Origin of the sequence: Paeniglutamicibacter psychrophenolicus (assembly GCF_017876575.1) — a bacterium.
Taxonomy (GTDB): domain Bacteria; phylum Actinomycetota; class Actinomycetes; order Actinomycetales; family Micrococcaceae; genus Paeniglutamicibacter; species Paeniglutamicibacter psychrophenolicus.
This window is the reverse complement of sequence record NZ_JAGIOE010000001.1, coordinates 3,685,516-3,706,424: the sequence shown is the minus strand read 5'-3', so window position 1 is coordinate 3,706,424 and position 20,909 is coordinate 3,685,516. Positions and strand designations below refer to the sequence as shown.

The following is a 20,909-nucleotide window of genomic DNA, read 5'->3' as shown; positions in this document are numbered from 1 at the left end:
TCAACGAAGTAGCGTTGAACTGCCGGGGTTTTTCCATGTCCGGGGCGATTTGCCGCCTCCGCGTACTTCTGCGGGTTTCTAATTCTCTACGTGGACTCATTGCCCACGGATTGCCCACGGATTTCGACGAACTAAGCCGCCAGCATTTTCCCGGTTCCGCTCTTGGGGAAGCTGGCGCAGTACGAAACGGGCCCGCGAACCAACTCGCGTGCATTGTCCGCCCTCCACGAGGCACACCTCGCCGACCAGCGCCGCGTGGAATGCCGTCAGAACCCGCCGCGCGGTTGGGCCGGGCTCCGGCTCGCCGGGCTCCCCGCCACAGCCCCAGTGACGTCCCGGCGGGTGCGAGCAGTGGAGGGACGGAATTGCGTGCCGGCTCGCTGCGCCGTATCCGCGACCTGCCGTGCATACGGGCCGGCTGCGGTTTTTGGCAGGCGGTGGCGAGCTCATCAAATGGCTGGCGGCATTTGCGGCAAGTTCGAGCTGGACATCGCCGTCAGGTGGTCCCATCAGTCGGTGGATGCGACTCCATGAGGGCAGCAATAAGGCGCCCCGCCACATGCGGCTCTCCGTCGTCAACGGGGGAGAGGCTTGGCGGGACGCCCTGGGGTGTTGCTTGGGGCCGTGGCGGCTAGCTGGACGGCCTGGAGTCGCCGGTGCCCTCGTCCGGCGACAGGGAGGGGAGCTGTGCGTCGCCCTGGCCCGCCTCGGAGCTCGGAGCCGGGCGCTCCGGGGTGTTCGGCAACTCGGGGTTCGGCGCTGTCGCCTGAGCGGTGCTCCGCGCCTTGATGTCGGACTTCATGGCCTTCATCTTCTTGCCGCGCGAGTGCCACAGGTGCCAGAACGCGGCAATCCCCACGAACAGCACGAAACCGGCAATAGCCCCGCCAATGCTCCACGACGGGAACCACGTTGCGCTGGTGTCGATCATGGTCCTGGCCTTGGTGGCCGAGCTGGAGGAGTTTGCGTAGATGCTCAGGGTCAGCAGGTTGGGTATCGCCACTAGGACGGCCACCAACACGATCACGGCCTTCCAAGGCCACGACACTTTCTTGTACCGGGCCTGCCACGCAATGAGCAACGGAACAAAGGTGAATACAAAGCCGTAGATGAGGCCAAGGAGGATCCCGCTGGTGATCGAGCCCTGCGTTTGATTTCCAATTCGGGTGGCCCACCAAACGGGCAGGAAAAGGCGCACAACCAAGTAGACAATTGCCAGCAACACCAGCGCTGCGGCACCGAGTCCAATGCGGAGGCCCCACCGGGGCTTAGGGTCGCTTTTGCGCGAGGCCGTCGTAGGGGACGGATCTTGCTTCTCGGAATCAGCCATAAGTGCATCCTCCCATGCCGAACGCGCAACCGCAGAGATTTACTGCGACGTTATTCTCGAAAACCCGCTGGCGGCTAGTAGGCTAATCTGGTGATGGGACGATTGCCCCGATTTGGGGTGGGGCAGCGTCCAAAGGGAATTACGAGAAAGAATTTTGGGAGGACCGGAAATGGCTGAAGCTCAGGTGCCTAACCAGCAGCAAGAGACGTCAACCGAAACTACGGGAATTGCATTGCCACCGGTGACGCGTGAACCTGTAGTTTTCTATGGCCTGAGCCCCGAAGAGCGCGCAGCCGTTTCCGCACTGCCGCATGGTTCCGCGTTGCTGATCGCACATTCCGGACCGAACCAGGGCGCACGCTTCCTCCTGGACCAGGACGTGACCCAGGCCGGTCGCCACCCGGACGCGGCAGTGTTCCTCGACGACGTCACGGTCTCGCGCAAGCATGCGCAGTTCATTCGAGACGCCGACGGGTTCAGCGTCGTGGACAGCGGTTCGCTGAACGGGACCTACGTCAACAACGACCGGGTCGACTCGGTGCGCTTGGCCAACGGAGCGGAAGTGCAGATCGGCAAGTTCCGCCTGACCTTCTACAACTCGCTGCCCAACAACCCGGCCAACGCCCGCGACTAAGCAGGACAACGTAGTGAATCAGGCAGCCCGAAACCCGCGACTGGCAGTAGTGGCCGGCGACGGCCAACGCGCCGTCGCGCTCAATATCGGTGAGGTGCTGTCGGAGCTTCATGACGAATTCCCGCAGGTGACTGCGTCGAAAATCCGTTTCCTCGAGGAAAAGGGACTGCTGACTCCGCAACGCACCTCGGCGGGGTACCGCAAGTACCTGCCCGACGACGTGGGTCGACTGCGCTTCATCCTGGGCCTGCAGCGGGACCAATACCTGCCGCTGAAGGTCATCAAGGACTACCTGGACGCCGTTGACCGGGGTGAACGCCCCGACCAGCTGCCCGGTGGCCACACGCTGGCTCCTCGCAGCATCAGCGAACAGATGACCCAGGACCTGGTGGCCCGCACCCGGCCGGTGACCAAGGCCGAATTGCAGGGCCTGTGCGGCGCCAGCACCGAATTGGTCGATGACCTGCTGGCTTTTGGCATGATCGTGCCGGAGAACGACCGCTTCGATGAGCATGCTCAAAGGATCGCCGCGGCCTCAGCGGCACTGGCGGCGCACGGCATCGAACCACGCCACTTGCGCGCCTTCCGCGCGGCCGCCGACCGCGAGGTCGGCCTGGTCGAGCGGGTCGTGGCACCGCACATGAGCAGGGGCGATGTGGCATCGCGTGCCCGTGCCGCCGAGACCGCCCGCGAAATCAGCGATGCGTGCATGGCGTTGCACGGTGCGCTCGTCAACGGGGCGATTGCCAAACTGGATCATTAGGTCGGTCACGGCGGCTGCAGCTTGCAGCCGCGCGAGTAAGGAGCGAACCATGCATGAACTTGAAGTTGTGGGAGTTCGCATTGAACTTCCCTCCAACCAGCCGCTTGTCCTGCTCAAGGAAGCCAACACCCAACGCCACCTGCCGATCTGGATCGGGGCCCCGGAGGCCTCGGCCATTGCCATGTTCCAGCAAGGAATCATCCCACCGCGTCCGCTGACCCACGACCTGATGATTTCCACCTTGCAGGCGCTGCACGCGCCCCTGGTGCGCGTGGAAATCGTCTCCGTCCTCAACGCGGTGTTCACCGCTGAGTTGGTCTTTGCCGACGACGTCCGTGTCGACGCACGGTCCTCGGACGCCATCGCGCTGGCGCTGCGCGCGCAATGCCCGATCCTGTGCGACGAGCGGGTTCTTGACGAGGCCTCCGTGATGGTTTCCGACGATTCCGAGGTCGCCGAGGGCGAAGAAGACCAGGTGCGGGAATTCCGTGAATTCCTCAACGAGGTCGAGCCCGAAGATTTCGATAAATAGACGACCGTCCGCGACACGCCTCAAGTAAAGCTTGAAGGTCTTTGACGCAGCCCCAATGTAGTCGTACCGTCGAAGCATAAGTTTCCCAAGGAATGCCACGGTCGGTTTTCGGTTTCACTCGCAACGAAGTCGCTCGACGCCCCGGCAGCCCTCCTTCCCTCACGGGGATGCTTGAGCAAGGAGATTCCAATGAATCCCACGGACGACCAACACGCGACGCCCCTGAGGCATGCCGCGTCTCACCACAATACCCAGGGGCTCCTGTTCACCGAGGACCTGCCGGTTCTCGACGAAGACGCCGGGTACCGGGGCCCCATCGTCTGCAAGGCCGCAGGCATCACCTACCGCCAGCTCGACTACTGGGCACGCACCGGTCTGGTGGAACCGGCCGTGCGCGGGGCCAGCGGCTCGGGCACCCAACGCCTTTACGGCTTCCGAGACATCCTGGTCCTCAAGGTGGTCAAGCGTCTGCTGGACACCGGCGTCTCGCTGCAGCAGATCCGGACCGCTGTCGGACACCTGCGCGAGCACGGTGTCGAGGATCTGGCCCAGATCACGTTGATGAGCGACGGCGCCTCCGTGTACGAGTGCACCTCGGCAGATGAAGTCATTGATTTGGTGCAGGGCGGCCAGGGAGTGTTCGGAATCGCCGTGGGCCGCGTGTGGCGTGAGGTTGAGGGATCTCTGTCGCAGCTGCCCAGCGAGCGCGCCTCGGACTTCCCGGAAGATGAGCTGGCCCAGCGTCGGGCCGCAAAGCGTTCGGCCAGCTAGGCCCGAGCACCCGCGAATCCACGAACGCAGGCCGGAAGCCACCGAAGCGCGCCCTTGGGCGCCAACCGGTGGCATCCGGCCTGCATCCTTTTAACGATTGGGCCGGCCGTGCCGGAACAAGACGGCCCGCCAACAAGAAACCGCCCCATGTCCGCCCCGGCAATGCCGGTGGCCCATGGAGCGGTTTTCGTGTTTCGGACGCTGGTCCGGAGGCGGCAACCTGCCTGGGCTATGCGCGCCCGGGCTTTGCTGCGGTGTCGGTGATGTTGCGCAGCAACTCGTCAAAGAGTCCCGCGGTCCTCTGGGCCGGCTGTCCCGGCCATTGGTGCACGGAGTACGCAGCTCCCTGGATCTGCTGCCAGTCCGAGAACTCCGGAAGTTCGGGGCTCAACACGGAGGCGCCGAACATGGAGCGCATCTCGGTCAACCGGAAGCGGTGCTCGTCCGAATCCTTGCGCACGCGGTTGGCCACCACGTCGATGCGCCCGAGGTCCGGGGCGTACTCCTTGCGGAACATTTCCAGGGCACGCTGCGTGCGTTCGGTTCCCGCGACGGAGAACAGCGAAGGCTCCGCAACGAGCAGGATGCGGTCGCTGGCGCTCCACGCCATCCGGGTCAAGCCGTTGAGCGAGGGCGGGCAATCGATGAGGACCAAGGAGTAGCCGGAGGTCTTGCCCAGCAGTTGCGTCAATCGGCGCAGGTCGCGGGCGCGCAGGTCGGGACGGTCGTAGATGCCGGTGTAGGCATCGCCCACGGCCACATCGAGCACCGGAACCCGGGTCAGCGAACGTTTGGAGACGGCCTTGGCCTGCCAGGAGCTGGAGACGATGTTGTCGGACAAACTCGCCTTGCGCGAGGCCTTGAGCATCCGCCCGATGGTCATCTTGCCGTCGGCACGCACACCCAGGCCGGTGCTGGCATCGGCATGGGGATCCAGATCGATGACGAGTGTGGGGATACCAGCTGCGAGGGCGGCCGAAGCGAGCCCCAATGTAACGGAGGTCTTGCCTACGCCACCTTTAAGGCTGCTAATGCTCACTACCTGCACTGAACGGACCACGCCCTTTTCTACTGTTAGTTGCTCGCGATGTAACGATTGGTTCCCATAACATCATAATCGGGTTCTGCATCCTTTGCCGCCACGGGGCAAAACGACCGATTGACACCACTGTTTCGTGCCCGGCGCAATCTTTTGCCGTACGTGTGGCCGATCACGGTAGGGTGTGATTTTGGGACGCCCGCACTTAGGCAGACACCCGCTACGAGGCACCGGTTCGGACCCAGAACCGCGTGTGTTTTCACCCCCATTATCATTTCGCAGGAGCGCCATGTTTAAGAAGATCTTGGTAGCCAACCGCGGCGAGATCGCAATTCGCGCCTTCCGTGCCGGCTATGAGCTGGGCGCGAAGACCGTCGCCGTTTACCCGTACGAGGATCGCAACTCGATCCATCGCCAGAAGTCAGACGAGGCGTACCAGATCGGCCAGGAGGGACATCCGGTCCGTGCGTACCTGGATGTTGCCGAAGTCATCCGTGTCGCCAAGGAAGCCGGCGCGGACGCCATTTACCCCGGCTACGGATTCCTGGCCGAAAACCCCGACCTCTCGCGTGCAGCGGCGGAAGCGGGCATCAAGTTCATTGGCCCGGCGGCCGAGATCCTTGAATTGGCAGGAAACAAGGTCGAAGCCCTGCGGGCTGCCCGCGCGGCGGGCATCCCCGTGCTGAAGTCCTCGGAGCCCAGCTCCGACGTCGAGTACCTCACCGCGGAAGCGGACAAGATTGGTTTCCCGGTCTTCGTCAAGGCGGTGGCCGGCGGAGGCGGCCGCGGCATGCGCCGCGTGGACACCCGCGACCAACTGGCCGAGTCGCTCTCCGCGGCGATGCGCGAAGCCGCAAGCGCCTTTGGCGATGACACGATGTTCGTCGAGCAGGCCGTGCTGCGTCCGCGCCACATCGAGGTGCAGATCCTGGCCGACGAGCACGGCAACGTCGTGCATCTCTTTGAGCGGGACTGCTCGTTGCAGCGCCGCCACCAGAAGGTCATCGAGATCGCCCCGGCGCCGAACCTGGACGAGGGAATCCGCCAGGCGCTCTACAAAGACGCGGTCAAGTTCGCCAAGGCACTGAACTACCAGAACGCCGGCACCGTGGAGTTCCTGGTGGACACCGAGGGCGAGCGCGCCGGACAGCACGTGTTCATCGAGATGAACCCGCGCATTCAGGTCGAGCACACGGTCACCGAGGAAATCACCGATGTCGACCTGGTGCAGGCGCAGATGCGCATTGCCGCCGGCGAGTCCCTCGAGGACCTGGGCATCCGCCAGGACGAGCTGAAGATCCGTGGCGTCGCCATGCAGTCGCGCATCACCACCGAGGACCCGGCCAACGGGTTCCGCCCGGACGTCGGCACCATCACGGTGTACCGCTCGGCCGGCGGCTCCGGGGTGCGCCTGGACGGCGGCACCATCTACACCGGTGCCGAGGTCTCCCCGCACTTCGACTCGATGCTGGTCAAGCTCACCTGCCGCGGCCGCGACTTCGCCACGGCCGCTGCCCGCCTGCGGCGCGCGCTGGCCGAGTTCCGCGTCCGCGGGGTCACCACCAACATCCCGTTCCTGCAAAACGTGCTTGACGACCCGGCATTCCTGGCCGGGGAGGTCGCCACGGACTTCATCGACAAGCACCCCGAGCTGCTGGCCGGGCGCAAGTCCCAGGACCGCGGCACCAAGGCGCTGTCGTTCCTGGCAGAGGTCACCGTCAACCAGCCCAACGGGGATCGCGTCGAAGGCATCGACCCGCGCAAGAAGCTGCCCTCCTTCCCTGGGGACAAGGCCTCGGAGCCGGAGCGCAGCCCGTTTGACGGTCCCTCGGACCAGGCCCCGGCCGACGGCTGGCGCCAGCGCCTGCTGGAACTCGGCCCGGAAGGCTTCGCCAAGGCACTGCGCGCGGAGACCGCGGTGGCGGTCACCGACACCACCTTCCGCGACGCCCACCAGTCGCTGCTCGCCACCCGCGTGCGCACACGCGACCTGCTGGCCGCGGCCCCCGCCTACGCACACGTGCTCCCGCAGCTGTTCTCCATGGAGGTCTGGGGCGGGGCGACGTACGACGTGGCGCTGCGCTTCCTGGGCGAGGACCCGTGGAAGCGCCTGGCGCTGCTGCGCGCCGAGCTGCCGAACATCCCGCTGCAGATGCTGCTGCGCGGACGCAACACCGTGGGCTACACCCCGTACCCGACCGAGGTCACCGACGCGTTCGTGAAGGAAGCAGCCGCCACCGGCATCGACATCTTCCGCATCTTCGATGCGCTGAACGACGTCTCGCAGATGGCCCCGGCCATCAAGGCGGTCCGCGCCACCGGCACCGCGGTGGCCGAGGTGGCCCTGTGCTACACCGGCAACCTGCTGGACCCGAAGGAGGACCTGTACACCCTCGACTACTACCTGAACCTGGCCCAGGAAATCGTTGACGCCGGCGCGCACATCCTTGCCATCAAGGACATGGCCGGGCTGCTGCGCCCTGCCGCGGCCGCCAAGCTGGTCACCGCGCTGCGCGAACGCTTCGACCTGCCGGTGCACCTGCACACCCACGACACCGCCGGCGGCCAGATGGCCACGCTCATGGCGGCCATCAACGCGGGTGTCGACGCGGTGGACGTTGCCGCGGCATCGATGGCCGGGACCACCTCCCAGCCCTCTTCCTCCGCGCTGATCGCAGCACTGGAGAACACCGAGCGCGACACCGGCATCTCCCTGGAGGCCGCGGCCTCCCTGGAACCGTACTGGGAGTCGGTGCGTTCGATGTACGCGCCGTTCGAGTCCGGGCTTGCAGCCCCGACCGGACGGGTCTATCGCCACGAGATCCCGGGAGGCCAGCTGTCGAACCTGCGCCAGCAGGCCATCGCGCTGGGCCTGGGCGAGCGCTTCGAGGCCATCGAGGACATGTACACCGCGGCGAACCACATCCTGGGCCGACTGGTGAAGGTCACCCCGTCCTCCAAGGTGGTCGGCGACCTCGCGCTGTCGATGGTGGGCATGGGCGTTGACCCGGACGAGTTCGCGAAGGACCCGAAGTCCTTCGACATCCCGGACTCCGTGATCCAGTTCCTCTCCGGCGAGCTGGGCAACCCGCCGGGCGGCTGGCCCGAGCCGTTCCGTTCCAAGGCCCTCGAGGGCCGCGTCGTGCGTCCGCACCTCGAGGAGCTCTCGGCCGAGGACTCGGCCGCGCTGAACAAGGATTCGGACACCCGCCGCGCCACGCTCAACCGCCTGCTCTTCGCCGGCCCGACCCGTGACTACGAGGCGACCGTCGAAAACTACGGCGATGTCTCCACGCTGCACACCCGCGACTACCTCTATGGCCTGGTCAAGGGCCGCGAACACGTGGTTTCGCTGGGCAAGGGCGTGCGCCTGCTGGTGATCCTGCAGTCGATCTCCGAGCCCGACGAGAAGGGCATGCGCACCGTCACGGTGCTGCTCAACGGCCAGTCGCGCCAGCTGCTGGTGCGCGACAACTCGGTGGAATCCACCGTGGTCGTCGCCGAGAAGGCCGATGCGGGCAACCCGAACCACGTTGCCGCACCGTTTGCCGGTGCGGTGACCCCGCAGGTCGCCGTGGGCGACCGGATCGAGGTCGGCGGCACGGTCGCCACCATCGAGGCCATGAAGATGGAAGCCGGAATCACCTCCACGGTGGCCGGCACCGTGGCCCGCCTGGCGATCTCGGGCACCTCCCAGGTCCAGGGCGGGGACCTGCTGCTGGTCATCGAGACGGCCTAGCCGCCGGTTGCCGGCCCGCAACGGCGGGCCGGCGCCAGAGCACCCGATGCGCCCGGGGATGGACCCGCTGCACCCCCACACCGGGGGCGCGGCGCGGTCCATCCCCGTTTGCGTGTTAGGGTGCGAACTGCCAGTGGATGCGCCAGGGGCAGGAAACGTGCGGCGGCAAACCGAGACCGGGGAGCCGCTGGTAAGGAGTGGGCCCCATGGCCAGCAAACGGACAGGTCTCATTGCACGATGGCTCGCGCGGCGGACCGGGAGCTTCTCCCCGGAAGCGGGAGCCGTTCCGGCCCCCGCCGTGGAAGCACCCGAACGCGATGCCGGTGCCGGCGTGGACACGCGCCCCGTGAAACCAACAGCTGCCGCCCCGGCCGATTCCACGGGCACCGCCGGCGACGACCTGACATCCCGGCCCGCCGCGTCAACCTGCAGCGGAGCCGCCGAACCTGCACCGCCGGCAACGGAGCAGGAAGCCACGGAAGAGGAAACAACGGAGGATGCGGCGTCGACCGGTTCGCCAACACCCGATCAATCAATCCCCGCCGCATCATTGCCCGACGGGCCAACCGGTGATGAGCCCATGGGCGAGGGGTACACGGCACCCGCGGATCCCGGCGACCGGAATGACGCCGAGGCTCCCGCTACCGCTCCCGAGGCCGCGCCCACGGACACACCCGAATCCGACGCCGAGGCGGAAACCGGGGAACTGCCGGAGGACGACAGCAGCCCGGGCCAAGGCGCCACGACGGATGCCGGCCAGCCACTGGACCCGGTTCCCGCGCCCCGGCCGGATGCAGCAGTGCCCGTCCGGGACCACAAGGTCATCACTCTTCTGGCCCTGGAGGAGCATGCCGGTGCCACGACGCTGGCCGCCGCATTGGCCGGCCGGATCCAGGGGCACGGTTGGCGGATCCGGACGGCCGGACCGGGCCTGCTCCGGGCAGCGTTCGCCGGAATGCTGGAGGACACCGACGCCCTGGTGCTCGTTTCCCCCGGGAACTCGGCCGTCACCGCAACGCTGGGCGAGAAGCTGCTCTGGCTGGAGGCCAACGATCGGCCGGGAATACCCGCATGCACACTCGTGGTTGTAAACCTCGGGGCCGGGGACGGCGGGGAGCTGTTGCTCCCGGCGGACCTCGACCGGCCGGTGATCCTGCTGCCCTTCGACGCGGCGCTGGGCCTGCCCGGCACCGGAAAACCCGCCCCGAGACGGGCGACGCGGCGGGCCGTTGGCCAACTTGTCGACGAACTGACCACCATCCTTGAAGGAGCACCAAACACCACATGGCACACTACGACCTCGCCATCATCGGATCGGGATCCGGGAACTCGCTGATCACCGAGCACTGGGACGGGCGGAAGGTGGCGATCATCGATGCCGGCATCTTCGGCGGCACCTGCCTGAACGTCGGCTGCATCCCCACCAAGATGTTTGTCTACCCGGCGCAGCTGGCCGCATCCGTCGCCGAGGCCAAGGCCCTGGGCGTGTCGATGAGCTTCGACGGGGCCGACTGGGCAGCGATGCGGGAGCGGATCTTCGGGCGCATCGACGCAATCTCCGAGGCCGGCAAGAACTACCGCGCCCACGAACTGGAAAACGTCACCCTTTACACCGAGCATGTCCGGTTCGTCTCGCGCAACGAGCTGAACACCGCCAGCGGCCAGAGCATCACCGCCGACAACTTCGTGATCGCCACCGGATCGCGGCCGCTGATGCCGCAGGTCGAGGGCATCGACCTGCCGCAGGTGCACACCTCGGACACCATCATGCGCCTCGACGCGCTGCCCAAGCGCCTGGTCATCATCGGCGGCGGCTACATCGCCAGCGAATTCGCGGCCGTCTTCTCCGCGCTGGGCAGCGAGGTCACCCAGGTCAACCGCTCCGGCGCGTTGATGCGCCAGCAGGACGCCGACATCTCCGCTGCCTTCACGCAGGCCGCCTCCGCACGCTGGGGCGTCGAGCTCAACGCGGGGTTGCAGGGAATCGAGCAGCGGGACGACTCGCTGGTGGTCCGCCTGCAGCGCGACGGGCAGCCCCTGGAGCTTGAAACCGACGTGGTGCTGGTGGCCACCGGGCGCACGCCCAACACCGATGCACTCGGGGTCGCGGAGCTCGGGTTCGAGATGCGCGAGGACGGCTCGCTGGTGGTGGACGAGTACCAGCGCGTGGTGGCCGGCGGCCTTCCCGTGGAGGGCATTTTCGGCCTCGGCGACGCAGCCAACACCGAGCAGCTCAAGCACGTGGCCAACCGCGAGGCGCGCGTGGTGATCCACAACCTGGAGAACCCCGACGCGATGCGTCCCATGGACCGGCGCGCCGTGCCGGCGGCGGTGTTCAGCAACCCGCAGATCGCCTATGTCGGCGCCACCGAGGCCCAGGCGCGGGCCGAGCACGGTGCCGATGCGGTGCTTTCGGTCATCCAGCCCTTCGGGTCCACCGCCTACGGCTGGGCCATGGAGGATTCCGAGGGCATCGTGAAGCTGCTGGCCCACCGGGACACCGGGTTGCTGCTGGGCGCGCACATCATGGGGCACGAGTCCTCGCTGCTGATCCAGCCGCTGATCCAGGCCATGGCCACCGGGCTGGACGTGGCGACCATGGCCCGCGGCCAGTTCTGGATCCATCCGGCGCTGAGCGAGGTCGTGGAAAATGCGCTGCTGGGACTGGAAATCCCGGCGGGGGCATCCGCCCCGCTGTAGGGAGTGTGGCACGCCCGGGCAACCCGGGCTTCCCGGATCCGTGCGTCACCGTGCGCCGGGGGAACGCGAAGGCGCCGTGGGGCCGACACCTGCCAGGTGTCGGCCCCACGGCGCCTTGTTGCTGCCGGCGAAGGTGCTAGGCGCGCGGCTTGGCTCCCGAGTAGATCTCCTCGAGCACCGAATCGTAGTCCTTGAGCACCTGGGCGCGCTTGATCTTCATCGACGGGGTCAGGTGCCCCGATTCCTCGGTGAAGTCGGTGGGCACGATGCGGAACTCCTTGATCGCCTCGGCCCGCGAGACCGCGGTGTTGGCCTTCTGAACCAGCGCGGCGATGGCGTCTCGGACCTGCGGCAGTTCCGCGGCCTGCGCGACGGTGGTGCCGGCGGGCAGCTGGTGGCGTTCCAGCCAGCCCGGAAGCGCCTCCGCGTCCAGGGTGATGAGCGCGGCGATGAACGGGCGGGCATCGCCGACCACCACGCACTGGGAGACCAGCGCGTCGGCACGGATCTGGTCCTCGAGCTGTGCGGGGATCACGTTCTTGCCGCTGGCGGTGACGATGATTTCCTTCTTGCGCCCGGTGATCTTCAGGAAGCCGTCGGCATCCAGCTCGCCGATGTCCCCGGTGCGGAACCAGCCGTCGACGAAGGTTTCGTCGGTCAAGTCCGGGCGGTTGTAGTAGCCGCGCATCACGCAGAAGCCCTTGGCCAGGATCTCCCCGTCCTCGGCGATCCTCACGCCGTTGCCCGGCAGCGGGCGTCCCACGGTGCCGATCTTCAGCTGGCTGGGGGTGTTCACGGTGATCGGTGCGGTGGTCTCGGTCAGGCCGTATCCCTCCAGCACCGTCAGGCCGATGCCGTGGAAGAAGTGCCCCAGGCGCTCGCCCAGCGGAGCTCCGCCGGAGACCGCGTGCACGACCTTCCCGCCCATCGCGGCGCGGATCTTGGAGTAGAGCAGCACATCGAAGAGCTTGTGCTTGAGCTTCAGTCCCAGCGGGACCTTGCCGTCCTGCTCGGCGCGCGAGAAGGCGATGGCGGTGTCGGCGCCGGCATGGAAAATCTTGCCCTTGCCCCCGTCCTCGGCCTTGAGCATCGAGGAGTTGTAGACCTTCTCGAAGACGCGCGGCACCGCGAGGATGAAGTTCGGCTGGAACGACTGCAGGTCCGGCAGCAGGTTCTTCACATCGGCCGTATGGGCGACGCGTACGCCGGCGGCCACGGAGAGCACCGAGATGTAGCGGGCGAAGACGTGGGCCAGCGGCAGGAACATGATGGTCGAGGCGCCGGGGTAGACGCATTCGGGCAGCGCGGCGGCGGCATTGTCGCTGAGTTCCACGAAGTTCGAGTGGGTCAGCTCGCAGCCCTTGGGCCGCCCGGTGGTCCCGGAGGTGTAGATGATGGTGGCCAGCGAGTCCAGTCCGGCCGAGCTCCGGCGTTCCTCGAGCACCGCGTCGTCCACGTCCTTGCCCGCGGCGCGCAGCGCGTCGAGCCCGTTGCCGTCGATCTGCCACACGTGCTTCAGCTCGTCGAGCCCTTCCTGGTGGGCCGCCTGGCGCACGACGTTCTCGTGGTGCGGGGCCTCGACGACGACGGAAACCGCGTGCGAGTCGCCCAGGATCCAGGCGACCTGGCCGGGGGAGGAGGTCTCGTAGACCGGGACCGTGACGCAGCCGGCGAACCAGATGGCGAAGTCGACCAGCGTCCATTCGTAGCGGGTGCGGGCCATCAGCCCGATGCGGGCCCCCTGCTCGATGCCGGAGGCGATGAAGCCCTTGGCCAGGGCCGCGGCGTCGGCCGCGAATTCGGAGGCGGGGATGTCGATCCAGGTCCCGTTCGGGCCGGGCTTGGCCAGCAGCGCCGGGTCGGCCGCGGAGCGGGCGTGGCGCAGGAGCAGGTCGGTGATGTTGGTCTGCGGAGTGTTCTCCACCAGTGGAGGGACTACTAGTTCCTGCATTTTGCGCTCCTTCGGTTCCGGGGCGGGGCAGTGCGAGCCAGCCAACCCCCATCGATCCCCTCACCACCCATCCTAGTGGTTCGGGTCACATTGTTTACTCACTAGTAACTTACGGGCATTTGCCCGGCTTCGCAACAAACCCCGCCGCAAGGTGCATCGATGCCCGTGCCGGTGCTGGAACCGTCGCGGGGCCCGACGCGGGGCCCGAAGCGGGGCCCGGGGGAAGCCGGCGCTAGACGCGCGCCCCGTCGTCGTCGTCCTGGCGGTGCCGCGGCAACCGGGCGAAGAGGAACACCGCGGCGGCAACCGCGAGAACCACCAGCCCGATCCACAGCGGCATCGGCGCCCGGCGCCAGAAGATGGCCAGCAGCAACAGCGCCATCGGGGCCCCTGCGGCGCAGATCCAGGCAAGGTTCAATAGCGGGTTGCCCGATCCCAGCGCCGGGGGATCCTCGGGGATGAACGCGCCATCGTCATCGTCCTCGGACCCCTCGTAGTCCCGCGGCCCGGTCAGGGCAGGGTGCATTTGGAACAGCTGCGGGTCCACGCCCCGCGGCGTGTCCGCCCCGGGCAGCGCGGGCCCGGAGTCATCGGTCCCGGGGGAGTCGCCCGGGGGCACGTCGGTGGCGTCCGGGGCGGTGGCGGGGTCCGCCTCCAGCCGGCGGACCAGATCCTCCCAGACTGCGTCATCGGAATCGCCGGATTCGGCCGGCTCGTGAAACGGGTTGGTCATGGCCTGCTGCTGTCCACTTCCTGAAAGAACTCGATGGAGCGGGCGAAAATCTCTTCCGCCTCATAGTCAAGCGTGGCCACGTGGTAGCTGCGCGTCAACCGTTTCACCTCAAGGTGGACACCCGCCTTGAGTCCGGCGCGCAGCACCTCGAGGCTGGATTCGGGCACCACGTGGTCGGTGTCCGAGCGGAACACGATCACCGGCGCGGTGACCGACCCCAGGCGCGCGGCGGTGTCCTTGAAAAGCTTGCGCAGCTCGTGCACCCCGGCCACCGGGGTGCGGTCGTAGGCATGCTCGTTGCCGCCGGGCTTGGCGATGTCGTTGGCGATGGCCGCGACGCTTGGCGCCACGAAGCGCAACGCCCCGGTGAAGGGGGCCAGCGGGGAGGCGATGGTCAGCCCCGGGTTCACCAGGGCAAGCCCTGCCACCGCATGGGTCGAGGCGAGGTTCAGCGCCAGCGCACCTCCCATCGACAGGCCCGCAACGAAGACCCTCGAATGCGTGGCGGCCAGCGCCGCGTAGCACTGGTGAACCGCGTCGAGGATCTGCGTGTACTTCGTGCCGGCCAGATCCTGCCAGCTGGTGCCGTGCCCGGGCAGCAGCGGCAGGTCCACGGTGTAGCCGGCCCCGGCCAGGGCCCGGGCCCACGGCAGCAGCCCGGCCGGCCCGGCCGTGAACCCGTGCAGCACCAACACCGCCTCGCCGTTCGTCCCGTCGTGGTGGAACGGTGCATTGGGGCCGGCGGACCCTGGTGTCTCTGGCATCTGGTGCGTGCTCCTGGGTGGGAATCGGAGGTTCGCCGCGGAGGTGGACCCGGTGCGTGCGTCGTGCCGAGTGTGACCGATGGCGTTGTTTTGCCTACAGTTAGAGCCTAACTGAGAACCCGGCATTCCCCGCCAGGTCCGCTGGCCCTGGGCGCGCGGGCTCGAAGGGGAGCACCGCAGCACCCACCCGAACCCCCGCACCTCGGCCCGGAAGGCATCCACGGAAATGTTCTACCAATTCATGAAGAGGTTCATCGTCGGGCCGCTGGTGAACGTGTTTTTCCGCCCCTGGGTCAAGGGGCTGGAGAACATCCCGGCCGAGGGGGGCGCGATCCTGGCCAGCAACCACCTCTCGGTATCGGATTCGATCTTCCTGCCCGTGGCCGTGGACCGCACGGTGATCTTCCTGGCGAAGATGGACTACTTCACCGGCAAGGGACCCAAGGGCCGGATCACCGCCTGGTTCTTCCGCATGATCAACCAGATCCCGATGGACCGCTCCGGCGGGGCCGCCAGCGCGAACTCGCTGGGTGCCGGAGCCCAGGCGCTTCTCGACGGATCCCTGCTGGGCATCTACCCCGAGGGCACCCGCAGCCCCGACGGCCGGCTCTACCGCGGCAAGCTGGGAGTCGCGAAGCTGGCGCTGGAGGCCGGGGTCCCGGTGATCCCGATCGCGATGATCGGCACCGACAAGGTCCAGCCCATCGGCAAGCGGGTGCCGACCATCCGCCGCGTGGGCATGATCATCGGCGAGCCGCTGGACTTCTCCCGCTACGCCGGGATGAGCGAGGACCGCTTCGTGCAGCGCTCGGTGGTGGACGAGATCATGTACGCGATCATGCGCCTGTCCGGGCAGGAATACGTGGACACCTACGCGGCCACGGTGAAGGCCAAGCTTGATGCCGAGCGCCGCGGGAACGGCAAGAAGAAGTAGCAGCTGTTGCCGGTGCGCGGCACTGTGAACGCTCCGAGTCGGACGGTTACGCGCAAAATGCCCGCCGGGCCCCGGGGCGGTTTACCCTAGAGGGGTGACTCAGCTATCTTCGACTTCCTCATTGCCCGGACAATCCCCGGCCGGCCCAGCAGCCGACCCCGCACTGGACATCTGGCGCACCCTGCCCATCGCCCAGCAGCCGACGTGGAGCGAGAGCCCGCATTATGCCGAGTCCGTCCGCGAACTCGGTTCCCGCCCGCCGCTGGTCTTTGCCGGCGAGGTGGACATCCTGCGCGATCGCCTGGCTGCCGCGGCCCAGGGCAAGGCCTTCCTGCTCCAGGGCGGGGACTGCGCCGAGACCTTCGACGGCGCCACCGCCGACAAGATCTCCGCCCGCGTGAAGACCATCTTGCAGATGGCCGTCGTGCTGACCTACGGCGCCTCGATGCCGGTCATCAAGATGGGGCGCATGGCGGGCCAGTTCGCCAAGCCGCGTTCCTCCAACGACGAGACCCGCGACGGGGTCACGCTGCCGGCCTTCCGCGGCGACATCGTCAACGGCTACGACTTCACCCCCGAATCCCGCGCGCACGACCCGCGCCGCATGGTCGAGGCCTACAACACCTCCTCCGCCACGCTGAACCTGATCCGCGCCTTCACCCAGGGCGGCTTCGCGGACCTGCGCTCGGTGCACTCCTGGAACGCCGGCTTCATGGCGAACCCGGCGCACACCGCCTACGAGCAGCTCGCCGGGGAGATCGACCGCGCGGTGAAGTTCATGGACGCCTGCGGCGCGGACTTCGAGGCGCTGAAGCGCACCGAGTTCTTCGCCTCCCACGAGGCGCTACTGCTGGACTACGAGCGCGCGCTGACCCGCACCGACTCGCGCACCTCCCAGCCCTACGACACCAGTGGCCACTTCCTGTGGATCGGTGAGCGCACCCGCCAGCTGGACGGCGCACACGTGGACTTCCTCTCCCGGGTGCGCAACCCGATCGGCGTCAAGCTCGGCCCGACCACCACCCCCGAGGACGCGCTGGCGCTCATCGAGAAGCTGGACCCGAACCGCGAGCCGGGCCGCCTGACCTTCATCACCCGCATGGGTGCGGCCAACATCCGTGAGAAGCTGCCGAACCTGGTCGAGAAGGTCACCGCCTCCGGCGCCCAGGTCCTCTGGGTCACCGACCCGATGCACGGGAACACCGTCACCTCGGAGAACGGCTACAAGACCCGCCGCTTCGACGACGTCATGGACGAGGTCCGCGGCTTCTTCGAGGTCCACGATTCGCTGGGCACCTACCCCGGTGGCCTGCACGTGGAGATGACCGGCGACGACGTGGCCGAGTGCCTGGGCGGTGCCGACCCGATCCGCCAGGAGCAGTTCGACGACCTCTACGAGTCGGTCTGCGATCCGCGCCTGAACCACAAGCAGTCCCTGGAAATGGCCTTCCTGGTCTCCGGTGCGCTGGCCAAGCGCGGAGTCCGCAGCTAGCCGCATCCCGCCAGAACGGCAATGGCCGGGTTCCATCCCCTGTGTTTCAGGGGATGGAACCCGGCCATCGGTTTTCCTCGGTGGATCGCGGAGAACTCCGGCAGCCCGGGTTCCGCGCCATGCACCTCACCCGGGGTCCTAGATCACCAGAAGGTGAATTATTGAACCCTCGGGCGCGGTTCCGCCCGCCGGAGTCTGGGTGTGAACTGTACCGAATAACCCACCTAATGCTTTTTTGTCCGTGACCTTGAATCCGAGTCCTTCAAGGGTCTCCCGCGCTTCGCGGAGTTGCTTGCCTTGCATATTAGGTACCTCGATCATCCTCGGACCGCGCGACACGATGTACTCGACAGTTGTGCCGCGCTCGACTTGCCCGCCGGCCGGTTTCTGGGACATGACCTGCCCGGAGGGCACCGTGGTGCTGTACTCCTTGCCGAAGGACTTGCCCTTCAGCCCGGCCTGGTTCAATGCGGCATCCGCCTGCTTGGCATCGAGCCCGGCCAGCGAGGGGACATCCACGGGGGCGGGCCCCCGGGAAACGGTCAGCGCGATCTTGCTGCCGCGCCGCAGCTTCTTCCCGGGTTCGGGGTCGTGGCCGAGCACCACGCCCTTGGCGACTTCCTCGGAATACTTCTTCGTGACCTTGCCGGCGGCCAGGTTCGCGGCCTTCAGGTCCTTCTCTGCTGCTGCCTGCGGTCGACCGGTCAGGTTCGGGACGGCGAAGAGCTCGGGACCCTTGGAGACCAGGAGCTGGAGGCCTTGAAATCGGCGGATGGTTTCCCCGGCGGCGGGTTCACTTCCAACCACGAGGCCACGCTCAAGCTTGTCGTCGAATATCTCGCGGCTGGCTGCCTTGACCCCGGTGGCCGCCAGCTGGTCGACCGCCTGGCTGGCGGAGGCGCCCTTCAGCGCGGGGATCTGGAAGGGTGCGCCCGGGCCCATGCCGAAGAACAGGGACACCGCGGCAACGATCGAGGCCAGCAGCACCAACAGGACCCCGATAAGCCACTTGCGGCGCGCCGGGGTCCGGGGTGCCAGCTGGTGCGTCGGGATCTGCGCATCCTTCTTCCACGCGATCGCCGCGGCCTTGGCGTTCTTCCTTGCCTGCCGGGCGGACACCGGACGCTGCTCCCTGGGCTCCAGAGCCTGGGTGTGGGACGGCCCGGCCTGGGCGTGGTCCCAGGTCTCGTCGAAGGCCCGGGTGTGCCCGGCGCCGCCCAGGATGGTGGTCTGGTCCCCGGCAACGCCCAGCGCACGGGTGGCGTCTTCGGACGTGGGGCCCCCGGCGGCGGCCGGCAGTGCCATCGTCGCGTCGGCGCCGTTGGCGGCCCGCCCGGCCGCGGCGGAATCGCGGTACTCCTGGGCCTGGGCCAGGGCCTCGTGCACCGAGGTGTGTGCAGAGGTCGCCGGGGGGATCAGGTCCTTGAGCCCGCCGAGGGTCGCCGAACCCAGGTCCAGTTGGGCGGGGGACAGCGAGTCGTGGATCTGCCGCAGGTCGCTGAGCAGGAACGAGGCGTTCTGCGGCCGGTCCTCGGGGTCCTTGTTGGTGCAGTACGCGACGAGCTCGTCGAGTTCGCCCGACAGCCCGGGCACGAGTGCCGAGGGCGGCGGGACGTCGTCGTTGATGTGCTTGAACGCCAACCCGTACGCGCTGTCCGAGGTGAAGGGCTGGCGGCCGGTGAGCAGCTCGTAGGCGATGATGCCCACGGCGTAGATGTCGCTGCGTTCGTCGGCCGGTTCGCCCTTGGCCAGCTCGGGGGAGATGTAGGCGGCGGTGCCGAGGAAATTGGTGGCGTTGGTGTGCGCGGTGGCGGCCCGGGCCAGCCCGAAGTCGGCGACCTTGATGCGGCCCTCGTCGGAAATCAGCACGTTGGCCGGCTTCATGTCGCGGTGCACGATGCCTTCCTCGTGCGCGACCGACAGCCCGGTGCAGATCGCCTGCAGCACCACCAGCGCCTGGCGCGGGGTATAGCGGCCGCGGGATTTCAGCGACTGGCTCAGGTTCAGCCCGCGCACGAATTCCATCACCAGGTAGGCGGTGGACCCCGAGACGTGGTGGTCGCGGATGCCCACGATGTTGTCGTGGGTCAGCCCGGCGGCGATGATCGCCTCGGCCTCGAAGCGTTCCAGGATGACGGGGTCCGAGGCCAGGTGGGCGTGCAGGACCTTCACGGCAACCGTGCGGTGCAGCCGCAGGTCCGTGGCTCGGTAGACGGTGGACATGCCGCCGTCGGCAATGCGGGCATCGAGTCGATAGCGTTCATCGAGGATCGTGCCGAGGCGGGGGTCGGTGTGTGGCGCTGTCACTTATCGATCGTAACCAGTGGTTGGGGACTTGGGGGAGTGTGCCACACGGGCGGCACGTGGTTCTTGCGCGGCCGGTGCGGCCGGCATTGGGGCCTAAATGCAGGTGAGGGGTCGGTTCCAGTGGAACCGACCCCTCACCTTGGTGTGCTGTGGAGCACCAATCGACCTAGGAGGCTCGACGGGCCCGTGCTGCCCGGCGCTTCAGCGCCCGGCGCTCGTCTTCGCTCATTCCGCCCCAGACCCCGGCATCCTGGCCGGACTCGATGGCCCATGCCAGACACGTGTCCACCACGGGGCACCGTCGGCAGACACTCTTGGCTTCTTCAATCTGGAGAAGGGCCGGTCCGGTGTTCCCGACGGGGAAAAATAGTTCCGGGTCCTTGTCCAGACAGGCCGCGCGGCTACGCCAATCCATGCTTGTTGATGCTCCTTGGGGGTAGGAAAAGTGAGGGGATCGCCCTGGGCCGTAAGGCCGGGCAAAAGCAGTGCGACGGGAAAATTGCCATACCCGATCGACTGCCTAACAAGGTTTTCATGTTACGTTCACGTAAACAAGGGTCCTGTGTTGCAAATACCTTGGCTTCCTTGAGTGCTTGGTCACAAGCACCCGTTTCAGGGCTCCCGCTAACAGGTTTGTCCCGTCGTGACAAGGGTGTTTTTTGGCCGGTTGCGGGGTCTTTGTCACACGCTGGCCCTGCCTTGGCTTTGGCCTCGCAGGTGGTGGCCGTACTAGATTTGAGGCGTGATGAACCAGCCAGTGCCCCAGTCCAACCGCCCCGCGATCCAACGCCGCCCGATATCGGTGCTGCTGATTTCGGTGCTTCTGGTCCTCGAGGGGCTGGCGGTGCTCGCCTACGCACTGACCTATGCCCTGTCCCTGGGGCAGACGGGCATGCTGGGCATGGGGGCACGGATCTTCATGCTGGTGCTGATCATTGCGGCCGGTGCCTGGCAGCTGCTGGTGGCCCACCACTTCTTCCGGGCCCGGGCCTGGACGCGTGCCGCGGCGTTGATGTGGCAGGTCTTCCAGATCATCCTGGCCATCCCCTACTTCCAGAGCGGAGACGCACTGGTGGCGTGGCTGTGGCTGGTGCCCGCGGCGGTGGTCGTTGTGCTGCTCTTTGACCCGCGCACCACGGCGTTCCTGGGTGACCGGCCGACGGCCGACCCGGGGGCCGGCAACCAACCTTGATTCCCGGGCGCCCCATCGCGGGGCCGG

General features: G+C 67.3%; 17 protein-coding genes. 10 read left to right on the top strand and 7 right to left on the bottom strand.

The genetic code is table 11. The annotated features are described in order from the left end of the window. Positions 1-631 precede the first annotated feature (631 nt). On the bottom strand, positions 632-1,003 hold the full coding sequence (locus JOF46_RS16790; protein ID WP_209909075.1) for a hypothetical protein: 372 nt from the start codon (positions 1,001-1,003) through the stop codon (positions 632-634). A 496-nt stretch (positions 1,004-1,499) separates the two neighbouring features. Between JOF46_RS16790 and JOF46_RS16785 the strand changes: the two genes are divergently transcribed. The 4 genes from JOF46_RS16785 to JOF46_RS16770 all read left to right on the top strand — a co-directional run bounded on the left by JOF46_RS16785 (position 1,500) and on the right by JOF46_RS16770 (position 4,030). Next, positions 1,500-1,964: an FHA domain-containing protein gene (locus JOF46_RS16785; RefSeq protein WP_209909073.1), complete on the top strand. Its 465-nt coding sequence runs from the start codon at positions 1,500-1,502 to the stop codon at positions 1,962-1,964. A 40-nt stretch (positions 1,965-2,004) separates the two neighbouring features. After that, positions 2,005-2,727 carry a transcriptional regulator FtsR gene (gene ftsR, locus JOF46_RS16780; RefSeq protein ID WP_245348637.1) on the top strand — a complete coding sequence of 241 codons (723 nt, stop codon included), beginning with the start codon at positions 2,005-2,007 and terminating at the stop codon, positions 2,725-2,727. Positions 2,728-2,776: 49 nt separating this feature from the next. Beyond that, entirely contained in the window at positions 2,777-3,259 is a 483-nt protein-coding gene (locus tag JOF46_RS16775; protein WP_113760853.1) for a bifunctional nuclease family protein, read from the top strand. A gap of 189 nt (positions 3,260-3,448) precedes the next feature. After that, positions 3,449-4,030: a MerR family transcriptional regulator gene (locus JOF46_RS16770; RefSeq protein WP_209909071.1), complete on the top strand. Its 582-nt coding sequence runs from the start codon at positions 3,449-3,451 to the stop codon at positions 4,028-4,030. Between the two features lie 229 nt (positions 4,031-4,259). Here the strand turns inward: JOF46_RS16770 and JOF46_RS16765 are convergent, their stop codons facing one another. Further along, positions 4,260-5,078 carry a ParA family protein gene (locus JOF46_RS16765; RefSeq protein WP_071213618.1) on the bottom strand — a complete coding sequence of 273 codons (819 nt, stop codon included), beginning with the start codon at positions 5,076-5,078 and terminating at the stop codon, positions 4,260-4,262. 280 nt (positions 5,079-5,358) lie between these two features. Here JOF46_RS16765 and JOF46_RS16760 point away from each other — a divergent pair, with 280 nt between their 5' ends. The 3 genes from JOF46_RS16760 to JOF46_RS16750 all read left to right on the top strand — a co-directional run bounded on the left by JOF46_RS16760 (position 5,359) and on the right by JOF46_RS16750 (position 11,509). Continuing rightward, positions 5,359-8,808 (top strand): pyruvate carboxylase, encoded by a 3,450-nt coding sequence (locus JOF46_RS16760; protein ID WP_209909068.1) that lies wholly within the window; start codon positions 5,359-5,361, stop codon positions 8,806-8,808. A gap of 206 nt (positions 8,809-9,014) precedes the next feature. Then, positions 9,015-10,145 carry a hypothetical protein gene (locus JOF46_RS16755; RefSeq protein WP_209909066.1) on the top strand — a complete coding sequence of 377 codons (1,131 nt, stop codon included), beginning with the start codon at positions 9,015-9,017 and terminating at the stop codon, positions 10,143-10,145. Next, positions 10,094-11,509 (top strand): mycothione reductase, encoded by a 1,416-nt coding sequence (locus JOF46_RS16750; protein WP_209909061.1) that lies wholly within the window; start codon positions 10,094-10,096, stop codon positions 11,507-11,509. Before JOF46_RS16755 ends, JOF46_RS16750 begins: the two co-directional genes overlap by 52 nt. Positions 11,510-11,645: 136 nt before the next feature. Here JOF46_RS16750 and JOF46_RS16745 read toward each other — a convergent pair whose 3' ends face one another. The 3 genes from JOF46_RS16745 to JOF46_RS16735 form a co-directional block, all read right to left on the bottom strand. After that, complete coding sequence (locus JOF46_RS16745; protein ID WP_209909058.1) at positions 11,646-13,460, bottom strand: AMP-dependent synthetase/ligase; 1,815 nt, start codon at positions 13,458-13,460, stop codon at positions 11,646-11,648. A gap of 232 nt (positions 13,461-13,692) precedes the next feature. Further along, positions 13,693-14,193, bottom strand: coding sequence for a hypothetical protein (locus JOF46_RS16740; RefSeq protein WP_209909056.1), 501 nt, complete (start codon positions 14,191-14,193; stop codon positions 13,693-13,695). Then, positions 14,190-14,957 (bottom strand): alpha/beta hydrolase, encoded by a 768-nt coding sequence (locus JOF46_RS16735; RefSeq protein WP_209909053.1) that lies wholly within the window; start codon positions 14,955-14,957, stop codon positions 14,190-14,192. Before JOF46_RS16735 ends, JOF46_RS16740 begins: the two co-directional genes overlap by 4 nt. Before the next feature lie 226 nt (positions 14,958-15,183). Between JOF46_RS16735 and JOF46_RS16730 the strand changes: the two genes are divergently transcribed. Both JOF46_RS16730 and JOF46_RS16725 read left to right on the top strand, forming a co-directional pair. Beyond that, complete coding sequence (locus tag JOF46_RS16730) at positions 15,184-15,891, top strand: lysophospholipid acyltransferase family protein (RefSeq protein ID WP_209909050.1); 708 nt, start codon at positions 15,184-15,186, stop codon at positions 15,889-15,891. Positions 15,892-15,985: 94 nt separating this feature from the next. Beyond that, positions 15,986-17,383 carry a class II 3-deoxy-7-phosphoheptulonate synthase gene (locus JOF46_RS16725; RefSeq protein WP_209909047.1) on the top strand — a complete coding sequence of 466 codons (1,398 nt, stop codon included), beginning with the start codon at positions 15,986-15,988 and terminating at the stop codon, positions 17,381-17,383. Positions 17,384-17,521: 138 nt separating this feature from the next. Here the strand turns inward: JOF46_RS16725 and JOF46_RS16720 are convergent, their stop codons facing one another. Together JOF46_RS16720 and JOF46_RS16715 are read right to left on the bottom strand one after the other, a co-directional pair. After that, positions 17,522-19,690, bottom strand: a complete 2,169-nt coding sequence (locus JOF46_RS16720; protein WP_209909044.1) for a protein kinase domain-containing protein — start codon at positions 19,688-19,690, stop codon at positions 17,522-17,524. A gap of 166 nt (positions 19,691-19,856) precedes the next feature. Then, positions 19,857-20,105 (bottom strand): WhiB family transcriptional regulator, encoded by a 249-nt coding sequence (locus JOF46_RS16715; protein WP_007271814.1) that lies wholly within the window; start codon positions 20,103-20,105, stop codon positions 19,857-19,859. Positions 20,106-20,432: 327 nt separating this feature from the next. Here JOF46_RS16715 and JOF46_RS16710 point away from each other — a divergent pair, with 327 nt between their 5' ends. Continuing rightward, on the top strand, positions 20,433-20,882 hold the full coding sequence (locus JOF46_RS16710) for a hypothetical protein (RefSeq protein ID WP_209909041.1): 450 nt from the start codon (positions 20,433-20,435) through the stop codon (positions 20,880-20,882). Positions 20,883-20,909: the final 27 nt, after the last annotated feature.

What these genes read in the sequence shown, in the direction of transcription:
- JOF46_RS16745 (WP_209909058.1), bottom strand. Translation starts at nt 13,460, where the DNA reads ATGCAGGAACTAGTAGTCCCTCCACTGGTGGAGAACACTCCGCAGACC.
- JOF46_RS16785 (WP_209909073.1), top strand. Translation starts at nt 1,500, where the DNA reads ATGGCTGAAGCTCAGGTGCCTAACCAGCAGCAAGAGACGTCAACCGAA.
- JOF46_RS16715 (WP_007271814.1), bottom strand. Translation starts at nt 20,105, where the DNA reads ATGGATTGGCGTAGCCGCGCGGCCTGTCTGGACAAGGACCCGGAACTA.
- JOF46_RS16770 (WP_209909071.1), top strand. Translation starts at nt 3,449, where the DNA reads ATGAATCCCACGGACGACCAACACGCGACGCCCCTGAGGCATGCCGCG.
- JOF46_RS16760 (WP_209909068.1), top strand. Translation starts at nt 5,359, where the DNA reads ATGTTTAAGAAGATCTTGGTAGCCAACCGCGGCGAGATCGCAATTCGC.
- JOF46_RS16755 (WP_209909066.1), top strand. Translation starts at nt 9,015, where the DNA reads ATGGCCAGCAAACGGACAGGTCTCATTGCACGATGGCTCGCGCGGCGG.
- JOF46_RS16750 (WP_209909061.1), top strand. Translation starts at nt 10,094, where the DNA reads ATGGCACACTACGACCTCGCCATCATCGGATCGGGATCCGGGAACTCG.
- JOF46_RS16730 (WP_209909050.1), top strand. Translation starts at nt 15,184, where the DNA reads ATGTTCTACCAATTCATGAAGAGGTTCATCGTCGGGCCGCTGGTGAAC.
- JOF46_RS16740 (WP_209909056.1), bottom strand. Translation starts at nt 14,193, where the DNA reads ATGACCAACCCGTTTCACGAGCCGGCCGAATCCGGCGATTCCGATGAC.
- JOF46_RS16775 (WP_113760853.1), top strand. Translation starts at nt 2,777, where the DNA reads ATGCATGAACTTGAAGTTGTGGGAGTTCGCATTGAACTTCCCTCCAAC.
- JOF46_RS16735 (WP_209909053.1), bottom strand. Translation starts at nt 14,957, where the DNA reads ATGCCAGAGACACCAGGGTCCGCCGGCCCCAATGCACCGTTCCACCAC.